Origin of the sequence: Nocardia cyriacigeorgica NBRC 100375, assembly GCF_000308555.1 — a bacterium.
Classification (GTDB): domain Bacteria; phylum Actinomycetota; class Actinomycetes; order Mycobacteriales; family Mycobacteriaceae; genus Nocardia; species Nocardia cyriacigeorgica.
Genome location: NZ_BAFY01000134.1, coordinates 1 through 18,490 on the forward strand (window position 1 = coordinate 1; position 18,490 = coordinate 18,490).

At 68.8% G+C, this 18,490-nt stretch carries 14 protein-coding genes; 4 read left to right on the forward strand and 10 right to left on the reverse strand.

The annotated features are described in order from the left end of the window. Nucleotides 1-202 precede the first annotated feature (202 nt). Complete coding sequence (locus RJ05_RS13420) at nucleotides 203-1,666, reverse strand: glyceraldehyde-3-phosphate dehydrogenase (protein WP_036537425.1); 1,464 nt, start codon at nucleotides 1,664-1,666, stop codon at nucleotides 203-205. A 129-nt stretch (nucleotides 1,667-1,795) separates the two neighbouring features. Further along, the gene (locus RJ05_RS13425; RefSeq protein WP_036537426.1) at nucleotides 1,796-2,419 is read right to left on the reverse strand and encodes a hypothetical protein; all 624 of its coding nucleotides are present in this window, start codon (nucleotides 2,417-2,419) and stop codon (nucleotides 1,796-1,798) included. 400 nt (nucleotides 2,420-2,819) lie between these two features. On the opposite strand from RJ05_RS13425, the gene RJ05_RS13430 reads away from it, so the two are divergent. After that, nucleotides 2,820-4,043: an oxygenase MpaB family protein gene (locus tag RJ05_RS13430; RefSeq protein ID WP_036537437.1), complete on the forward strand. Its 1,224-nt coding sequence runs from the start codon at nucleotides 2,820-2,822 to the stop codon at nucleotides 4,041-4,043. Nucleotides 4,044-4,315: 272 nt separating this feature from the next. Here RJ05_RS13430 and RJ05_RS13435 read toward each other — a convergent pair whose 3' ends face one another. From RJ05_RS13435 to RJ05_RS13445, 3 genes are read right to left on the reverse strand one after another with little or no spacing between them, the layout of a single operon-like run. Then, the gene (locus RJ05_RS13435) at nucleotides 4,316-5,962 is read right to left on the reverse strand and encodes a tetratricopeptide repeat protein (protein ID WP_036537427.1); all 1,647 of its coding nucleotides are present in this window, start codon (nucleotides 5,960-5,962) and stop codon (nucleotides 4,316-4,318) included. Continuing rightward, nucleotides 5,959-7,764: an ABC transporter permease family protein gene (locus RJ05_RS13440; RefSeq protein ID WP_036537428.1), complete on the reverse strand. Its 1,806-nt coding sequence runs from the start codon at nucleotides 7,762-7,764 to the stop codon at nucleotides 5,959-5,961. Before RJ05_RS13440 ends, RJ05_RS13435 begins: the two co-directional genes overlap by 4 nt. A 10-nt stretch (nucleotides 7,765-7,774) precedes the next feature. Then, entirely contained in the window at nucleotides 7,775-9,046 is a 1,272-nt protein-coding gene (locus RJ05_RS13445) for an ABC transporter substrate-binding protein (protein WP_036537430.1), read from the reverse strand. Between the two features lie 390 nt (nucleotides 9,047-9,436). Here RJ05_RS13445 and RJ05_RS32290 point away from each other — a divergent pair, with 390 nt between their 5' ends. After that, nucleotides 9,437-10,408: an alpha/beta fold hydrolase gene (locus tag RJ05_RS32290; RefSeq protein ID WP_228789735.1), complete on the forward strand. Its 972-nt coding sequence runs from the start codon at nucleotides 9,437-9,439 to the stop codon at nucleotides 10,406-10,408. Further along, nucleotides 10,408-10,983, forward strand: a complete 576-nt coding sequence (locus tag RJ05_RS32295) for an alpha/beta hydrolase (protein WP_228789738.1) — start codon at nucleotides 10,408-10,410, stop codon at nucleotides 10,981-10,983. Before RJ05_RS32290 ends, RJ05_RS32295 begins: the two co-directional genes overlap by 1 nt. A gap of 159 nt (nucleotides 10,984-11,142) precedes the next feature. On the opposite strand, the gene RJ05_RS13455 is transcribed toward RJ05_RS32295, so the two are convergent. Beyond that, complete coding sequence (locus tag RJ05_RS13455; RefSeq protein WP_051016539.1) at nucleotides 11,143-11,709, reverse strand: DUF8020 domain-containing protein; 567 nt, start codon at nucleotides 11,707-11,709, stop codon at nucleotides 11,143-11,145. Nucleotides 11,710-12,050: 341 nt separating this feature from the next. On the opposite strand from RJ05_RS13455, the gene msrA reads away from it, so the two are divergent. Then, nucleotides 12,051-12,566: a peptide-methionine (S)-S-oxide reductase MsrA gene (gene msrA, locus RJ05_RS13460; protein ID WP_036537431.1), complete on the forward strand. Its 516-nt coding sequence runs from the start codon at nucleotides 12,051-12,053 to the stop codon at nucleotides 12,564-12,566. Nucleotides 12,567-12,708: 142 nt separating this feature from the next. Here msrA and RJ05_RS13465 read toward each other — a convergent pair whose 3' ends face one another. The 4 genes from RJ05_RS13465 to RJ05_RS13480 all read right to left on the reverse strand — a co-directional run. After that, nucleotides 12,709-14,139, reverse strand: a complete 1,431-nt coding sequence (locus RJ05_RS13465; RefSeq protein WP_051016540.1) for an MFS transporter — start codon at nucleotides 14,137-14,139, stop codon at nucleotides 12,709-12,711. After that, the gene (locus RJ05_RS13470; protein ID WP_036537432.1) at nucleotides 14,136-14,834 is read right to left on the reverse strand and encodes a hypothetical protein; all 699 of its coding nucleotides are present in this window, start codon (nucleotides 14,832-14,834) and stop codon (nucleotides 14,136-14,138) included. The genes RJ05_RS13465 and RJ05_RS13470 overlap by 4 nt, the downstream gene beginning before the upstream one ends. Nucleotides 14,835-14,847: 13 nt before the next feature. After that, nucleotides 14,848-16,251, reverse strand: coding sequence for a condensation domain-containing protein (locus RJ05_RS13475; protein WP_036537434.1), 1,404 nt, complete (start codon nucleotides 16,249-16,251; stop codon nucleotides 14,848-14,850). An 18-nt stretch (nucleotides 16,252-16,269) separates the two neighbouring features. After that, nucleotides 16,270-18,490: MDR/SDR family oxidoreductase (locus RJ05_RS13480; protein WP_036537435.1), on the reverse strand; the 2,221-nt coding region annotated here is incomplete at its 5' end.

The following is an 18,490-nucleotide window of genomic DNA, read 5'->3' on the forward strand; positions in this document are numbered from 1 at the left end:
CCTCGGACCGACCGAGGCGACGCCGTGATCACGCTGGGGTATGTCATCGCAACCGGCCTGCCGCTGGTCGTGCTGATCCTGGCGATGGTGCTGCCCGAACATCGGGACAAGCGATAATCGAGGTGGTGCCGCCGAGCGACGAGGGTCCGGGGAGCCATGTGGCGTCCCCGGATCTCGCGGTGATGTCGAGCGGAACGGCGGATCAGCCCGCGACCGCCGCCACTTCCTGTGACGCCTCGAGCTGTGGGTAGGTCGGGTATTCGATGCCCGAGATGTACTGGACGGTGCGCACCACCTGGCAGGAGTAGCCGAATTCGTTGTCGTACCAGACGTAGAGGATGGCGGTGTCGCCTTCGACGATGGTGGCGTTGGCGTCGATGATGGAGGCGGCGCGGGAGCCGATGAAGTCGCTGGAGACGACGTCGGTGGCGGCGGTGTAATCGACGTTGCGGCTCAGCGGGCCGGACAGGGAGACCCGGCGCAGGTAATCGTTCACCTCGGCCTTGCTGGTTTCCCGCTCGAGGTGCAGGTTGAGGATGGCCATCGAGACGTCCGGGGTGGGGACGCGGATCGAGTTGCCGGTGATCTTGGCCTTGAAGTCGGGCATGGCCTTGGCGACGGCGGAGGCGGCGCCGGTCTCGGTGAGTACCAGGTTGAACGGCGCGGAGCGGCCGCGGCGGTCGGCGTTGTGGTAGTTGTCGAGCAGGTTCTGGTCGTTGGTGAACGAATGCACCGTCTCCACGTGGCCGCGCAGGATGCCGAATTCGTCGTCCATCGCCTTCAGCGGCGGCACGATCGCGTTGGTGGTGCACGAGGCGCAGGAGAAGATCTGCTGCGTCAGGTCGAGGCCACGATGATTGACGCCGTGCACGATGTTGGGCACGTCACCCTTACCGGGCGCGGTGAGCACGACCTTCGCGATACCGGGGCGCAGGTGCTTGGACAGGCCCTCACGGTCGCGCCACTTGCCGGTGTTGTCGATGAGGATGGCGTTGTCGATGCCGTATTCGGTGTAGTCGACGGCCGCCGGGTCGTTGCTGTAGATGAACTTGATGACGTTGCCGTTGGCGATGATCGTGTCGTTGTCGGCGTCGACCTTGATGGTGCCGTTGAACTGGCCGTGCACCGAATCGCGGCGCAGCAGCGAGGCACGCTTGACCAGGTCGTCGGCTCCGCCGCGGCGCACCACCACCGCCCGCAGGTTCAGTCCGTTACCGGAGCCGGCCTTCTCGATGAGCAGCCGGGCCACCAGCCGGCCGATGCGCCCGAAGCCGTACAGGACCACGTCTCGCGGCCCGTTCGACTGCACCTTGCCGTTGGTGACATCGGCCAGGATGGCGGCGGTGAACTCGCGGATCGACAAGCCGCGATCGTCGGCGCGGTAGGCCATGATCAGCTGGCCGAGATCGATCTTGCACGGACCGAGGTCCAGCTCGGTGAGCGTCTGGAGCACGGGAAGCGTCTCGCCGACCGACAGCTCTTCGCCTTCGATCTGGCGGGCGAAACGATGGGTCCGCAGGATGCTGATCACCGACTTGTTCACCAGCGATCGACTGTGCAGCAGGATCGTCACGCCCTTGTCTCGATACAACGTACCGATGATCGGGATCATCGCCTCAGCGGCTGCTTCCTGGCTGTTCCAGCGGTCGAGTTGTTCAGTCGTCAACGCAGATCCTCGGGGCTTGATCGAAAGGTTCGCCGCATAAATGCTAGTCAGGCCCGGTGACATCACCGGAGCCGGATACCGCATTGTGAGATCCGCTGATGGCGCGCACCGAGGTACGGTGCGGGGCCCTCACCCGGCCGGCCAGCCGCCGTTGCGTTGACGCATGTCGGTTTTGTCGTCGTCGCCCGCAAGGTGCTCGATGCCGAGCTTCTCGGCGAACAGGTGGCGCTGGGTGATCCAGCCGAGCACCGACAGCCCGATCCAGGCCAGCGTGGAGGTGACCTGCTGCCAGCCGGGGTCGGGGCTGCGCAGGAATTCCAGCGAGTCGTTCATGCGGGCGACGCCGCTGAGGATCATGCTGGCGCCGCCGATCGAGGTCAGCCACAGCAGCGCGCGGGCACGGAACTTCTGCGCGAGGAACGCGCCGGCGACGCAGACCGCGAGCGCGACGATCATGCTCAGCGCCCAGTTCTTGTCGCCGGGTTGCAGCACCATCGCGAGCTTGGTGCCGATCATGGCGCCGGTGAGCCCGCCGATGAAGTACGAGGCGAACCGGAAGATCAGCGAGGTCACCACCCACGAGGAGATCGCGCCGATGAGAGCGACCAGCAGCAGCCACCAGAACGAGGCGTTGAACAGGTCGGCGATCATCCAGCCGAGCCCGAACCCGATCGCCAGGATCCCAAGATGAACCGAGCGGATCCCGTAGAAGCACAGCAGTACGCCGACGACCGCGACCACGACACCGTTCATGCGGCACCCCTTTCGACTGCCGGACCATCACCGGGCGAGCGGGCGAAACAGCCGCGCGGCCGCTCACCGCGCGCGACACCGACGCTAGGGGCCGTCGACGTTGGACGAATCACCCGATGGGGGTGAACTGCCTGGCCTTGGCGGCGCGCGTTCCGGCGCATAAGCCCCGCGGCGGTGCCGGGGTGAACCGGCGTCACCAGGCGTCCTCTTGCCCGAACTACACGTGGCCGAGTCGGGCGGTTGCCACGTACACGGCACTCCCGACCGGGAACCCGAGCTCTGGTAGCAACCCTTGCCAAAACCGTAATTCTGGTAGAGACTCTTGCCAGAAGCTGCGGACGAGGGCACCATCCGATCCCTGCGGTACCCGCCGTGCGCGCCTACTCAAAGGAGAGTGACCATGGCTTCGACGATCCCGGCCAGGCATCCGGACGCGCCGCAAACCGTTCCCGGACTCGGGCTGGCACCGTTCGCCCGCGCCCTCGGCGTGCGCAAGCCGACGCCCGCGCAGTTCGATGAGCTGGGTGCGGCGCTGACCATCGGCGACCGGCCGATGGACGAGCTGGTGGACTGGATGTACCGCGGGGGGATGGCCGAAACCCGTCCGCTGTTCGAGCGCGTGCTTCGCCAAGGTATCGATGGCGTGCCCGAGGCGCCGGCGCCGTTGCGGGATTTCTTCGAGTACGTCGAAGCCGTGCCCGAGTGGGTCGACTGGGAAAAGATCCGGCGGGCCGAACTCGTCTTCGGTCTCGGCGGCCGCGACGGGCTCTACGTCGCCCGCGACATGTCGTTGCTCGGCGGCTACCTGGCCTCCGGTTTCAACCAAACCCTGCTGCGCACAGGTGCTCTGGAGAAGGGCCCGGCCAAGCGGTTCGCCGAGACGACGCAGTGGGCGATGGACGTCACCTCGACGAACGGCATGCGGCCGCTGGGCCTCGGCTACCGGTCGACCGTGCACGTGCGGATGGTGCACTCGATGGTCCGCCGCCATATCGCGGCTCAGCCGGATTGGCGCGGCGAGCAGTGGGGCCTGCCGATCAACCAGACCGATATGGCGGCCACGATCATCGGCGCGCTCATCGCTCCGATGATCGGTGCCATCGGCATGGGCGGGGTGGTGACCCCGCGTGACGCCGAAGCCGTCGCGCACTTCACCCGCTACGTCGGCTGGGTGATGGGGGTGGAAGAACGCTTCCTGCCCAAGGATTTCCGTGACAGCGTCCGCATCCTCTACCACACGATGACGGCGATCACGAACCCCGACGAGACCTCGCCCCAGCTGGCGCTGCCGATGCGCGATGAACCGCTGCACTGGCATTACGAGCACCTCGCCGGACCGCGCCGCCGCATCGCCCGCTCCCAGCACCTGTCGATCGCCACCATGTTGCTCGGCCCTGACGCGATGAAGAAACTCGGGCTTCCCGCCTACACGTTGCCGTGGTATCCGATGCTTCGCGCGCCGATCAACTTCGCCCGTACGGTCTGGGCGCGGGCCGTACCCGGCCAATTCGAACGCTCGGCCGCGCGTGGACGAGCCGCGCAGATCGCGTTCATCCGCACGCTGACCGGGGCCGAGACCGCCGTGATCGGTGACTCCGCGCGCGGGATCCATCAGGCCGCCTGACCCGGCTGTCCGCATGGGGCAGCCAAGCCGCGGTGGGTTCGCCACGGAGATCGTGGCATCGGCGCGTGATCGAAACCGCCGGAAGCGGGTACTGCGCTGACAACACCAAGGAGGATTCTCATGCCCCGACACACCGACAACGACACCGACGACGTCGACGAGCAGGAGAAGGATCGCCCCGGCCCCACCGATCAGGGCCGCGACGGATGGCGACTCGCGAAGTGGCACCGGAGCTGGCCGAGACCGAAGGCGCGCAGGAACCGCCGGACTGATCAGTCGCTCGGCACACTTTCTTCGAGTGCCAGCGGCCACTGGCCGATACTGCTGCGCGGTGTGATGCCGTAGTGCCTGATCGCCAGGTCGCGGTAGTCGCGGGCGGTCAGCGCGCGGGGATCGAGCCGGAGTGCGTGGGCGAGCCAGCCGGTCGCTTCCTTCACCGCGATACGCGGTAGGCGTTGTGGGTCCGGGCCGAGCACGTCGTCGGCGCAGCGCGGGTCGACGATCACCGCGGCAGCCAGATGCTGGAGGCAGCGGGCGACGGCGTGGTCGTCGCACAGCGCGCGGTTCGCGGTGAGCGCGAGCCGCCAGCACCGCAGCGCCCGGATGCCTTCGCCGCGCGCCCACCAGACATGTCCGAGGATCTCGTGCATGTGCGCGCGACCGCCCGGGTCGCGGCCCTGGCTGGTCAGCGCTTCCGCCAGTTCGAGGCGATCCTGTGCGTCGTCGAGGCGACCCTGGCACAGCAGGACCACGCCGAGGTTGACCAGCGCGCAGACCTCGCCGGGGATGTCCTCGCGCGGCAGCATCCACCACACCCGTTCGAGCCGTTTGCGGGTCTGTTCCAGCAGCTGCGGGTCGGCCGCCGCCGGGACGGGAAGCTCGCCGAGGGCTGCCGCGTGTTCGCGGCGAGCGGCCAGGTCGGCGTAGCGTCCGCCCTCGCCGGTGCGGGGCGCGCGTTCGGCGCGGCCCGCGCGCAGCTGCACCTGGGCGGCGTGCGCCCCGAAAGTGTCCAGCCCGGGCAGCCCGGCTATCGCCTCGGCCAGTTCGACGTCGTAGCCGCCGGTGCGCGCGTGCCAGACGTCGAGGGCGTCGCTGATCCGGATCAGTCCCGGCGTCACGCTGCGTGGCAGCCGCGCTCCGAGCGCCGCGCAGCCGAGTACGAGCCGGCGCAGGAACGGTTCTTCCGCTTCGAACCAGCGCCGCGCGGCGGCGGCGAAGCGCAGCGTGCCGAGGCCGATCGCCCACCGTTCGGCTTGATCGGCATGATGGCGAGCCAGGGCGGTGATCGCGGCCTGCCACTGCACGTGCGCGCGCACGTCGGCCATCGCGCCGGCCGGCGGCACCGTCACGACCCGGTACTGCTGCACTCCGGCGGCCTCGATGCAACCCTGGCGCTCGAGTTCGGCGAGCAGCAGCGGCGCGCTCGCATACGCGGGCTCGCCGGCGGCGGGGATGCGGGTGGGCGCGTCCAGTACGGCGGTCAGCACGTCGAGCAGGGCGGCGGCGGTGTATTCATGGACCGGCAGCGCACCCAGCACGCTCGCCTCGACACCGCAATCGTCGCGAACGGTGACCGGGTGCTGCGCGCACGTATGCACGCCGATCGGGGTCTCGGCATCGTCGAATCGGGCGAGCAGTTCGAGTTCTCGTGCGGTGTATGGGCTTTCGCGCAGCCTGCGCTGTTCGGCCGACAACCACCTGACAACGAGCACCACGACGACGATCACGCCGATCACCAGCAGCCCCACCGAGATCAGCAGGCCGACACCACGTTCGAGGAACAGGCTCGACACGATATTGATGACCAGCCCGAGCAGGATGGCGCCGGCCAGCGCACCACCGCCGAACCGCAGCCGGATTCCGGTCGACGGCACCGCCCGCACCACCGGGGATCGCGGCTGCCGCGTCTGATCGGTCACCGCAGCACTCCTCCGGTGAGCGCGGGCACCAGGAACCGGCGCCACGTCGCCAGCAACAGCGTGACCGGAACGATCGCGAAAACCAGTGATCCCGCCGCCAGTTGCGGCAGGTTCTCTTCGAAGTGGCGGGCCTCACCCCACAGCAGCAGCGACCACGGGCTCACCCCGGCCCCGCTGATCATGAGACTGACGAAGAAGTCGTTCCACACCTGAACGAATTCCAGCACCGCGGCGGCGACTATCGCGCCGCCGGCCCCGGCCCACAGCCGTCGCGCCACCGCGCCCGGCCGGGCCAGACCATGGATCGCGGCCGTGCGTGGATTCTCTGCGGCCGCCCGTAGCGCGCCGCGCAGGATCAGCACGGTGACCGGGATGCCGGCCGCCGCGTGCACCAGCATCAACGGGTATTGCGTCCCGGAAAACCCCAGTGCCCCGCTCACCTGGTCGATCGGCCCGAGGTACATCTGGGCGGGCAGCACGGCCAGCACCACCAGCCCGGTGATGGCGATGCGGAATCGCCAGGTGCCCGAGGCGGTGGTCGACAACCAGCGCGCCACCGGCAGCGCAGCCGAGACCGCGAGCACGGTGGCGACGGTCGCGACCAAGGTCGTCAGACCCAGCGTCGACGGCAGGCCCGCCTCCCAGACCCGGCCGAGCGCGGGCCAGCCGTGACCACCCGGACGACGCGTCGACACCCACAGCAGCATGAGCAGCGGCGTCGCGAATACCACGGCAACCAGCACCGCGAACGCCGTGGTCGGCCACCCGGTCCGCGGAACGCCATAGGGCTCATGCGGATTCGGACGCAGCGGCAGCCGGATTTCCCTGGCGCCGCCGGCCTTCCACAGCGCGAACGCGCACATGCCGACCAGGACCGCCAACGGGACCGAATACATCGCCGCCTCGGCGGTGCTGCTCTCGCCCGCCACCAACCGCCACCAGCGCACGGTCGCGCTGTCGCGCTGGTACTGGTAGGCGGCCGGGACGCCGATGAGGATCACGTCGAAAACCCGTGCGGCGGCGACCACTACGGCGATCCCGGTGACCAACAGCACCGGTTGCATCAGCCTCAGTAGCCGCCACATCAGCACCGCGGGCCGCATCGAGGTAGTGGGCGCGGTGAGGTAACCCCAGCGCACCGAGTCCGCTTCGATCGCGCGCAGCGCCGCCGAGAAGATGCCTGCGAGGAAACCGAACCAGGTCCACCAGAAGGCGAACAACGGCATCCACCGGTACCCCGTGCGGAAGGTATCGACGTCGCCGACGGGCACCGCCTGGTCGAACATCACCCGGAACGCCAGGCCCGAGACGAACGCGGCGATGCCGAACGGCACCACCAGCGGCAACCACACCCAGCGGACTCCGCGTCCGAACCAGGCCGCGGCCAGTGCCAGCGCCATCAACACCAGACCGGCGGCCACGAACAGCAACGTGCGCGCGTACACTCCGAGCTCGACGGCACTCGCGATGCGGCAGAACAGCAACGGACCAGGCGCCAGCACCACGGCATACACCGTCCACATGAGCGCTCTCGGCTGCGGACGCACCGCCTTCCGCAGCACGAAGACCGCGACAACCCCGCACGCGAGCACCGCCAGCGGAACACCCACCCGTGCCCCGGCGGTCGCCACCGTCCACGCCGAGGCGACGAGTAACACCACCAGGAGCAGCGCCGCCGGCACGAGCTGGGCGCGTTCCCAGCCGCGCCAGGGGTGCCTGCCGCCGATCAGCGCGCCACGCATGCGCCGCGTCGCGAGCTCGAACCGCACACCGTTACTGGAGAAACCGGGGTTGGTGTTCATCGGCCGGGAGTCACCGCCCGGCCAGAGCGAGAACGGCCTGGTTGACCGCGCGAGCGACGTGGGCGCGGTCGGCGTCGACGGCGATCAGGTACTCGGTCAGCACCCGCCACAATTCGTGCCGCCCGCCCGCCGGGCCGAAGCGGTCGGGTAGCTCGAAGACCACCTCACCGCGCAGGCGCTGGGCCGACATCCGCAGGAACGGCGAATAGGCGGCGTCGGTGGCCAGGTTGGGGGCGAGGAAACCGTGGAACGAATTAATCCACTGCAACGGCGCCGACGGCGCGGCCAGCGCGATGAGCACCCGCTCGGCCCGTTCGTCGGCGGCCCGGTTCAGCACCAGCGCGTCGCCGCCGAATATCCGTGGCGCGGGCCCGTCGGCCTCGATGGCGGGAAACCCTGTGACGCCGACGACGTCGTAGGGATTGCGGCCCGAGGCGGCGACGGCCTTGCGCACAACCGGCTCGGCGAAATCCGGTGCCACCACCATCACCGCGCGGCGCCGTTCGAACACCTCCCGCACCGCATCGGAGAACTGCATGGTGAGGGCCGTGCCGATGCCGCCGGGGTAGGCCGAACCGTGCACCGACCAGGTGCCGAGCCGATGCAGAGCCGCGCGCACCGCGTCGCGTTCCCACACCGCGTCCGCGCCTGCGGCGGCGAGCGTGGTGTAGGTGTCCGGAGATTCGGCGTAGAGCAGGTTTTCGAACAGGTCGGTCAATGCCCAGCCGTCCCCCGCGGCGAACGCGAGCAGGTGCATGTCCGTGCCGGCGAGGAACTCGATGCGGGTGAGCCAGTCCTCCAGCGTCCACCGGGACGGATCGCCGAGCTCGTATTCGCGCGCCGATTCCCGGTCGAACCAGACCAGCGATTTGTCCGCCGCCTTGAACGGCACTCCGTAGGGTCGTCCGTCGTGGTAGAGCAGCCCGCGCCATACCGCCGGATAGCGCGGTTCCTGCGCTTCGTCGGCCCACAACGATTCGGGCACATCCTGCAGCGCCCCGTGCGCCGCCAGCTCGCGCACGCGGCCCGCCAGCGGCAACATGACCAGCTCCGGCGCCGAACGTCCTCCGGTCAACGCGGTGCCGATCTCGTCGCCGAGCGGGATCACATCCACCGAGCCCGATAGTCCCAGCGCTTCCAGCACCCGGCGAAACGCCGCCAACTCCGACCCACTCCACGCCACCGCGATCCGCACCGCCCCCGGCGTCCCCAGCACGCCGTCACCGCAGCCCACCAGCGGAGCGATCAGCGCAGCATGCAGCAGCGTCCTACGGGCCAGCATTGTCCCCCGGATTCAGGTGCGGTCTTCCCCTGAGCAAAGGCCTATTATGCTATGTGGCACCGAATTTCGGTGCGATTCCACGTAATCTCGTGCGCATCGTTGCCCGTTGTCCTCCTCCACGAGCCGTCCAGCTCCGTGGCCCCCGCACGCGAGTGCGCCGGTGGCCGCCGCAGACCGGGCCGGTCCGATCGCCTGCAGTCTGCGATCGGCCGGGTCATCGAGCACGATCGTCAACCGGCACCGCTCGGAGCAACGGAACTCGGTGCCGACCGCACGCGGACCGTCCGGCCCGCACGACGGTGTTTGCCCGGAGGCGGTCTCCGGGTCGATGTCGATCCAAAGGAGGATGCCGGCCGGTCGGGGGCGGCGGATCATCGGAGAGTGCGGTGGATGAGAGCTGTTCTTGCGCTGGTAATGGCCACGGCGATAGCCGGGTGCGTGGACTCCGGGCAGCAGGACCCCGATGGCGCGGCAGCGCAGCTCGACCGGTTGGTCGCGCAAGCTGATGCCGCGCCTACTCCCCGACTGGACTGGGGTCGGTGTGGTGAGCCCGGGCTAGAGCGGTACGAGTGTGCGCAGGCGCAGGCTCCGCTGGACTATGCGCAACCGGACGGGGAGACGTTGTCGCTGGCGGTGATTCGCCGGCCCGCGGCCGATCCGGGTCGGCGGATCGGGACGTTGTTCGGCGCGGTCGGCGGTCCCGGTGGATCCGGGTACGACTGGGCTCGTGATACCGATCTGCTGTCGGGTGAGCTCGGGCAACGATTCGATGTGGTGACCTTCGATCAGCGTGGGATCGGGCGCAGTGGGCAGGTCAGATGCTTTGCCGATGACGCCGCACAGCAACAATTCTGGGACGCGCTGCGGATCCCACCGGTGAATGCCGAACAGGAAAGAGCTGCCGCGGCGGCGGCTGGGGCACTGGCCACCGGGTGCGCCGAGCACAGCGGTGCCACGCTTCCCTACCTGACCACCGTCGACGCGGCGCGCGACCTGGATCTGCTGCGGCGCGCTGTCGGCGAGTCGCAGATGAACTACATCGGGTACTCCTACGCCAGCTACCTGGGCCAGGTGTATGGCGCGCTGTTCCCCGAGCGGGTGCGCGCGTTGCAACTCGGTTCCATGATCGACCCGCAGCGGTATACCAACGACAGCGTCGCCTCGCTCGGTGACGCCGCCGCCGGCACCGAAGAAGTGCTCACCGAATTTCTCAGGCTGTGCGAGGCGGGCGGGACCGGTGAGTGCGCCTTCGCCGGTGAGAACGTACGGCAGCGGCATACCGCGCTGCTGGATCGGCTCGAGCAGGCCCCGATCGTCATCGGGTCGGGCACCGATGCTTTGCCTTCAGCTACCACGACTTGATGTTGGTCCACGCGGCCTTGCTCTACGACCCCGACCAGGGGTGGTCCGCACTGGCGCAGTTATTGGCCGAGCTCGAACGCGGCGCGCTGGGCGATCCCGGCGCCGCTCGCGCGGTGCTGGTACAGGCGCCGTTCAGTTACGACTTCCTCGAGTCCTTCGTCGCGATCACCTGTGCCGACAACACACTCCCCCGCGATCCGGACCGCTGGCCGACGCTCACTCGCGAACTCGACCGCACCGCACCCACTTTCGGCGGGTACTGGCTGTATCCGCTGCAAGCCTGCGCTTCCTGGCCCGTGCCCGAACAGGGCTATCCGCAGCGCTACACGGGACCGTGGACGTTGCATACGCAGACCCCGGCGCTGCTGATCAACAACCGGTTCGATCCCGCCACTCCCTTGCCCGCCGCCCAGCGGGCGCAGGCGGCACTCGGCAACGCCCACCTGATGGTGGTCCCCGGCCATGGCCACGATCCGACCAGCCCATGCGTGCGCGCCGTCCGGGAGCGCTATCTGATCGATCTGACCCTGCCCGCTAGTGGCTGCCCGGCGGCCCACGTGCCGTTCACGAGCTGAACCGGCGTACCCGGCCACCACGGTCACGGCGATGCGGCACCGGTCCTCCGCGATCTCGCCCGAGACGGGTCACATCTGCCGAACCCGAAGGAGCCCGCCCGGGCGACTCGTGAGCCGCCGTGGCTCGTGCCACACCCGCACCATCGCGGTCCAGCGGGACTACGGCGTGGCGAATCCGATCAGGGCTCCGATCCCCGCACCGATCGGCACGGTGACCAGGGCCCCGACACCGCCGAGGAAGAACCCGAGGACCGCGCCGATACCGGCGCCGATGAGCGCCCCGACGCCGGCGTTGTGCTGTTTGCGGGCCAGCGTGGCCGCATCGTCGTCGACGAAGGAGGCGATGCGGTCGGTGGTGGCGGCCGGCGCGCCGACCGGGGTGAGCGTGAGGGTTCGGCCGGCGTCGGTGATCTGCGGTGCGAGGCCGAACTTGTGGCCGTCGGCGACGAAGGCCATCGGGAGCGTGAGAACGACCCGGCCGGTGCCATCGGTGAGGGTGACGGCGGTGCCGCCCGCGGCGAGGGCGAAACCACCCTGGTCGACGGTGGCGGCGACGGCCTTGCCGTCGGCGGTCGGGCCCGCAGTATAGCCGATGCCCTGTTCGGCGCCCTGCACCGCGACGGTGTCGGTGGCGGGCGAGGCCGGGTGGGCCTGTACGACGCCGGTGGTCGCCCCGATCATGCCGATGGCGAGTGCAGCGGTGACGGTGAAACGTTTGACTCTCATCTGATCCCCACTTATCGGTGCGGCGCGACGGCCGATACGTCCCCAGGAGCCGAATGACGGCCCGTTTCATTGTCATCGATATGCCGTTGTGCCACAAGGGTGTTCGCCGAAGAGTAGCTATCGACAGAGCCGCGGAGTCGCTCGGAGCGGGCCCGGCACCGACCACAGCGGCAGCACGTACGGTTGCCCGTAGGCCGGGGTACGCCCGCGCCGGTCCTTGCCGCTACTGCCCCGAGTGCGGAATTATCCGGTGAACCGACACGTTCTACGGGTCGACCGGAAGCCCGGGTCCACGGAGAACCCGGACATCGGCATCGGGACGGTGAGGAGAAGGAGACGGCATGAGCGATCCACGGACAGCGGTTCTGGCGGGCGGATGCTTCTGGGGAATGCAGGACCTGATCCGCAAGCAGCCCGGCGTGCTGTCGACCCGCGTCGGCTACACCGGCGGCGGCAACGACCACCCGACCTACCGCAATCACCCCGGGCATGCCGAGGCCGTGGAGATCGTCTACGACCCGGATCAGACCGACTACCGCGCCCTGCTGGAATTCTTCTTTCAGATCCACGACCCCACCACCAAGGATCGCCAGGGCAACGACATCGGCAGCAGCTACCGGTCAGCCATCTTCTACCTCGACGAGGACCAGCGCCGCACCGCCCTGGAGACGATCGCCGACGTCGAGGATTCCGGGCTGTGGCCGGGCAAGGTGGTCACCGAGGTGACCCCGGCGAGCGAGTTCTGGGAGGCCGAGCCCGAACACCAGGACTACCTCGAGCGCTTCCCCGACGGGTACACCTGCCACTTCCCCCGGCCGGGCTGGAAGCTGCCCAAGCGCAGCACCGCGGCGCAGTAGCCTTTGGCATGCGCCTGTGGCCGTCGGGTCGGCCCGGGCGCCCCGCAGATGGGCCGAGCGAAAACCGAGATGCTCGCTTGGTCCCAGCGATCGGGCTGATCTGCTGAAGGGCGCCGCACGTGGGGTGTGCGACCGCGGCCGGCTACTCGATGTGAGAACCCTCGCCGACCTCCGGCATCGCCAGCGTCAATCCGGCCAACCCTATCGCCACCACGGCGATCGCCGCCATCATGGTGATCGTGCCCCCGACGGTGTGGGAACCGAAGAACAGCGTCGTCAGCACAGCGAGCCCGACCGCGTTCCCCACCTGCTCGATGGTCGGCAGTACACCGGAGGCCTCCGACATGCGGTCCGCGTCCAGCCCGGACAGCATGATCGGCTGCACCTGCACCCCGAAGATGCCGACCCCGAAACCTGACGCGAACACCGGGCCGGCCCACAACAGCGCGTTGATCTCGCCCCCGCTCAGCTGCAGGTAGACAGCACCCGCGGCCATGCATCCGCCGAACAGCGCGATGCCCGTCGCGAGGACGCGAATCCCCCAGCGCTGCACCAGGATCAGCGAACTGATCGCCCCGATGCCCGCCCCCACAGCGAACAGCGTCATCACCAGCCCGGTGCGCCACGGCGAATAACCGAGTACGTCCTGCATGGTGATCGAGGCGGCGAAGACGAACGCGGTGAACAGTCCGAAGAACGCGCCGACCAGCACCGATCCGATGCGGAAAGCACGGTCGGCGAACACGTCCAGCCGCAGCAGCGCACTCGCACCGCGCTCGGCCTGCCGGCGCTGATGGACCACGAACACCGCCGTCAACGCCACACCGATCGCGATCACCGCGATCAGCTCCGGTCGCCACCCGCGCTGCTGGATCTCGGCGAGCGCGAAGATCAGCGCGAACAGCCCGGCCGTGGACAACGCCACCCCGCCGAGGTCCAACCGGTCACGGCCTTCCGGGCGCCCCAGCCGCAGATATCGCCAGGCCAGCGCGAAGGCGAACACACCGATCGGCAGGTTGATCAGGAACACCGACCGCCAGCCCCAGCCACCGATATCGAGGGTGATCAGCGCGCCGCCGACGATGGGCCCGAGCATCCCCGCGAAGCCCGCCACTGCCCCGTACAGCGCGAACACCAGCGGATGACGTTCGCGCGGGAAACTGGCGGTCAGGATGGCGATGGTCTGAGCCGCCATACCGGCACCGGCCGCACCTTGGATCACGCGGGCGATCACCAGCTCCGTCGCGCCGGTGGCCAGCCCGCACCACAGCGACGCGGCCGTGAATGCCGCCACCGAGGCCAGGAACATCACCCGCCGGCCCACCATGGCGCCGATCCGGGCAGCCGTCAGCAGCGTGCAGGCGAAGGCCAGCGAGTAACCGGAGATCACCAGCAGCTGCGCCGACCGGGAGGCCCCGAGCTCGGCGGTGAGGTTCGGCAGCGCGGTGTTGACGATGGTCACGTCGATCATCTGCATGAACACCGCGATCAGGCAGCCGGCGAAGGCCAGCCAAGCCGACAGCTCGCCGCTGACCTTCGCCCGCAGCGTCGCCAGGTCCGGCATCATCGTCATGCGGTGAGCTCCAACAGCGCCCGCTGCCCCGACAGCGCCAGCTGAGTGGGGAAACTCATCCGCACCAGCCGATGCGGCGCCGCCTCCTCGAAATGGGCGATAAACGGCGGCAGGATTCCGCCGATCACCTTGTCCAGCAGCATGTTCACCTGCGCGAATCCGGGCCGCAGCCGCACCTGCCAGCACGGCACGGTACCGGCGGGGACCTCGACGGTGGTGCGCTTTTCGATCCTGGCGATCAGCGGCCAATGCACCGAGAAGGCCAGCCACACGTCGATCTGTTCCACATGGCCCTCGGTGAACTCCAGACCGCGCAGCAACGTCAGTCCACCGGCGATCGGCATGATGTTCAGCGGAAACGGTGCCGGACCGGCCCCGAATTGCAGATGCGTGGTGTGCAGGAAGGTCGCCTCTTCCCGCGAGACGACCATGCCACCGGAACGGGTTTCGGCGCGATAGTGCTCGGCGCGCAATCGCTCACCTGCTCGTTTGAACCGCTGTTCGATGGTCATCGCCAGTTCGGTGCCACCGCGCCCGGCCCCGCCGATCCGCGCCTCGACCGTGGACAGGTATCCGCCGGGCTCCCGCACGATCAGGTTGGTCATCTCGAAGCCTTGCGGCTGATCGGCGGGCCGGACCGAATACACCGACTTCTCGCCGTCGGGAATCCACGGATCCCGGAACACGGTGGGCACATATCCTCCTGGGTCAGTGGGGTCGCGCCGTCGCGGCGATCGTGACGAACACCGATTTCATGGCGGCGACATACCGATCCACCGAGGCGTGCGCGATTTCGGTACCGGGATAGATGACGCTCAGCCACGTCCCGGTCGGCAGCCGGTTGATCCAGATGAGCACCTCCTCGGAGGCGGCGCGGTTGGCGTACACGCCGGCGGTGATCTCGTCGAAGAACTCGTGCCCGGCGAAATCCCGTGCGTCGATGAACGAGATCATCGGGGTGACCCAGCCGGGCTCGGCCTTGATCTCGGAATCGGCGGGCAACAGTTCCAGCACGCGGTGAAACGACGTGGGCGCCAGCCGGAGCCCGTTCTCATAGGCGCGCTGGGCGATGGTCAGCGCACGGGTGTAGGGGGTGGACGGCCCGAGCGGGAACGCGACCGGCACCAGCGTCACGTACCAGCCCACCGAGTTGCCTTCGGCCGCCGAGGTTCTGGTGCTGATCGGCGTCATACCGAAGTAGTAGTCGGAATCGGTGAGTTCGCGTTCGGCCAGTGCGGCGGCCGCGAACGCGCCGCCGACGAATTCGGCATCGTGCGCCCGGCACACTTGCTCGAACCCGGCCGCGTCGTCCTCGTCCAGCAGCAGGATGCTGCGATGGGCGCTGCGGTTGTATCCGTCGGACCGTTTGCCGAGATCGAGCGGAAACGACGGCAGCCGATTGTCGTTGCCGCGCAACAGCTCCAGCCACTTGCGCACGCCCGGCGACGACAAGGTCAGCTGATCGCTGTGTGCCCGCTCGGCGACGCAGTAATCCAGGTAGCTCGCCGCCGGCGGCAACGGCTCCGCATCGCCCCACATCTGGGCCGCGTACAGCTGCGCGAAGTCGGAGGCGGACAGGTACTGCCCGAGCCCGTCGGTGTGCAGATGGTCGACGGCGAGGTACACCGTGGTCGATTCTCCGTGTTCGATCGCACCGAAGGTGAAGCAATCCCATTGGAACGGACCCGGTGTCGTCTTCTCCACGTGGGTGCGAATCGATTCCGAGTCGTCGATCATGCCGTAATCGATCGGCACGAATTCGACCGCGTCCTCTGGCACCAGATGCCGACGCACCACCCCACCCGGTTCGATGGCGAACCAGGTGCGGAAGGTGTCGTGCCGCAACAGGAACTGGTGGATGACCCGGGTCATCGCATCCCGGTCCAGGTCCGCGATCGGGATTTCCGCGGTGACCAGGCACAGCCCGGAGAACCGGAACTCGGCGTGCGCGTGCCGGTCGGCCAGCCGCAGATACTGCTCCTGTTGCAGCGACGGCGGCGCCGGATGCACCGGCGCCTGTTGCGCACGCTCGAGCGACCGCGGTGAGGCCACCCAGGTGATGAGCCGGCCCGGCGCGGGCTCCCATTCATCGATGAGACCGAAATCGACCATGTCGGTGACCTCGCTCCCCTACCGGGCCACGGCCATGGACGCTTCGTCGACGACCTCGCTCGCCGTCGCACCGTTGCCGTTCGGGTGCGCGGCACCCGCGTCACTGCGGCCGTTCATGGCGACGGCGACCACCACGGGCGCTTCCGGCACCGGCTGCGTCTGCCCCGCCTCGTGCGCGAGAATCAGCTCCGCCACCTTCGGACCCGCCTGTTCCAGGCTGAACGAGCGGCCCATCTGCAACGACATCAGGTCGATGCCGAGCGTCTTGGTGACGCGAGCGCCCAATTCGACCGCCATCAGCGAGTCCAGGCCCAATTCGGGCACCGGAACGGTCATGTCGATCGACTCCACCGGCACACCCATGACCACGGCCAGTTCCTCGGCCATCTTGCGGGCGATGTACGGGCCGCGTTTGGTCTCCTCCATGGCCGCCAATTCCTCGCGCAGCCGCGCCAGCTCCGAGGTGTCCTTGGCGGAGGCCTTGGCCAGGGCGATGGTGCGCCCGGTGCGGGCCAGCTGCGGGAAGGTGCCGGTCAGTTTGGCCCAGTCGGTGGGGATGATCGCCGCGCGCGACACCCCGAGCCGCAGGGTCTGCTCCATATAGGCGGTGGCGTCGGCCATGTCGATCGGGCCGAAACCGACCAGGTCGAGGTACTTTTCGGCGGTTTCGTCGGAGGCCATGCCGCCGGTGGCGCCGGAGAGGTGGCCCCAGCCGATGCACAGCGCCCGCTCACCGGCGCGCGACCACTTCTCCGCCAGCGATTCCACCGCGACATTGGCCGCGCAGTAGTTGTACTGGCCGTAGATGCCGTACATCGAACCGCCCGAGGAGCACAGCACGAACATATCCAGGGTGATGCCGGCGTCGGCAACGGCCTGATGCACCACCTGCGCGCCGTGCACCTTCGGCCGGTAGACCTTGTCCAGCTGTGCGTATTCCATCTTCGAGATGCGGTTGTCGGCCACCGCGCCGGCCGCGTGGAACACCCCGCGCAGCGGGTGCTCGGCGCTGTGGTTGCGGGCGATGACCTCGGCGATCGCGTCGGCATCGGTGACGTCGGCGAGTTCGGAGATCACCTCGATGCCGACCGTGCGCCACGCCTCCAGCTGCTGGCGCGCCTCGTCGGTGGCCGGTCCGCGCCGACCGAGCAGCACCAGCCGGCGCGCACCGCGCAGAGCAAGCCAGCGGCCGATCGCCAACCCGAAGCCGCCGAAGCCGCCGGTGACGAGATAGCTTGCGCTATCGCTGATCTCGATCTCCGGCAGATACGGCCGCACCGGCGGTTGCGGTGAATCCATCCGCAACGCGATCCTGGCCGGCCGCGAGGAGCGCAACGTCTCCTCGAACGCCTTGCTGACCTCTTCGGTTTCGTAGAGCTGGTACGGCAGCGGCGTGTAGGTGCCGTCGGTGACCTTCTCGAACACCCGCTCCAGCAGTCGGGCCAGCCGTTGCGGCTGCACCGCCACCAGCCGGTCCAGGTCCATCGAGTAGTAGGCGAGGTTCTTGTCGAAGTTGGCCAGCTCCAGCAGGCCGCCGGTGTAGATGTCGGCCTTGCCGACCTCCACGATCCGGCCGAATTCGGCGGCGGCATTGAAGTTCTGCCGCAGGATCTCCCCCGGCGCACTGCTGACGATCACATCGGCGCCGGCACCGTCGGTCAGAGCCAGCACATCGTCGACGAAGTTGAGCGAGCGCGAATTGACCGCGTAGTCGGCGCCGAGGGCCAGCACATGGGCGCGCCGTTCGTCGGTGCTGGCGGTGCCGATGATGCGGGCACCGCGCGCCTTGGCCACCTGGATGGCGGCGGTGCCGACGCCGCCGGCCGCGCCGTGGATCAGCACCGTCTCCCCCGGCTCCAGCCGGGCCAGGTCCAGCAGCGCGTATTCGGCGGTACCGAAGGCGATGGTGCTGGTGCAGTGGGCGGGATCGGTGTCGGCGGGCAGGACGACCGCGAGCTGCCGGTCCACCACGGCGTAGCGGCGCATCATGCCCTTGGAGGCCACCGCGACCAGATCGCCGACCGCGACGTCGTCGACGCCTGCGCCGACCCGCACCACGGTCCCGACCCCTTCCATCCCCGGCACGGTGCCGAAGTAGGTCGGCGCCAGCTCGCGTTCACCGAGCAGCCCGATGATCTTGAGCGGGTCCTTGTAGTTCAGGCCGATGACCTGCATGCGGACCTCGATCTGGCCGGGTCCCGGCGCCGTGCGCGGGCATTCGCGCCAGGCCAGCGCCGAC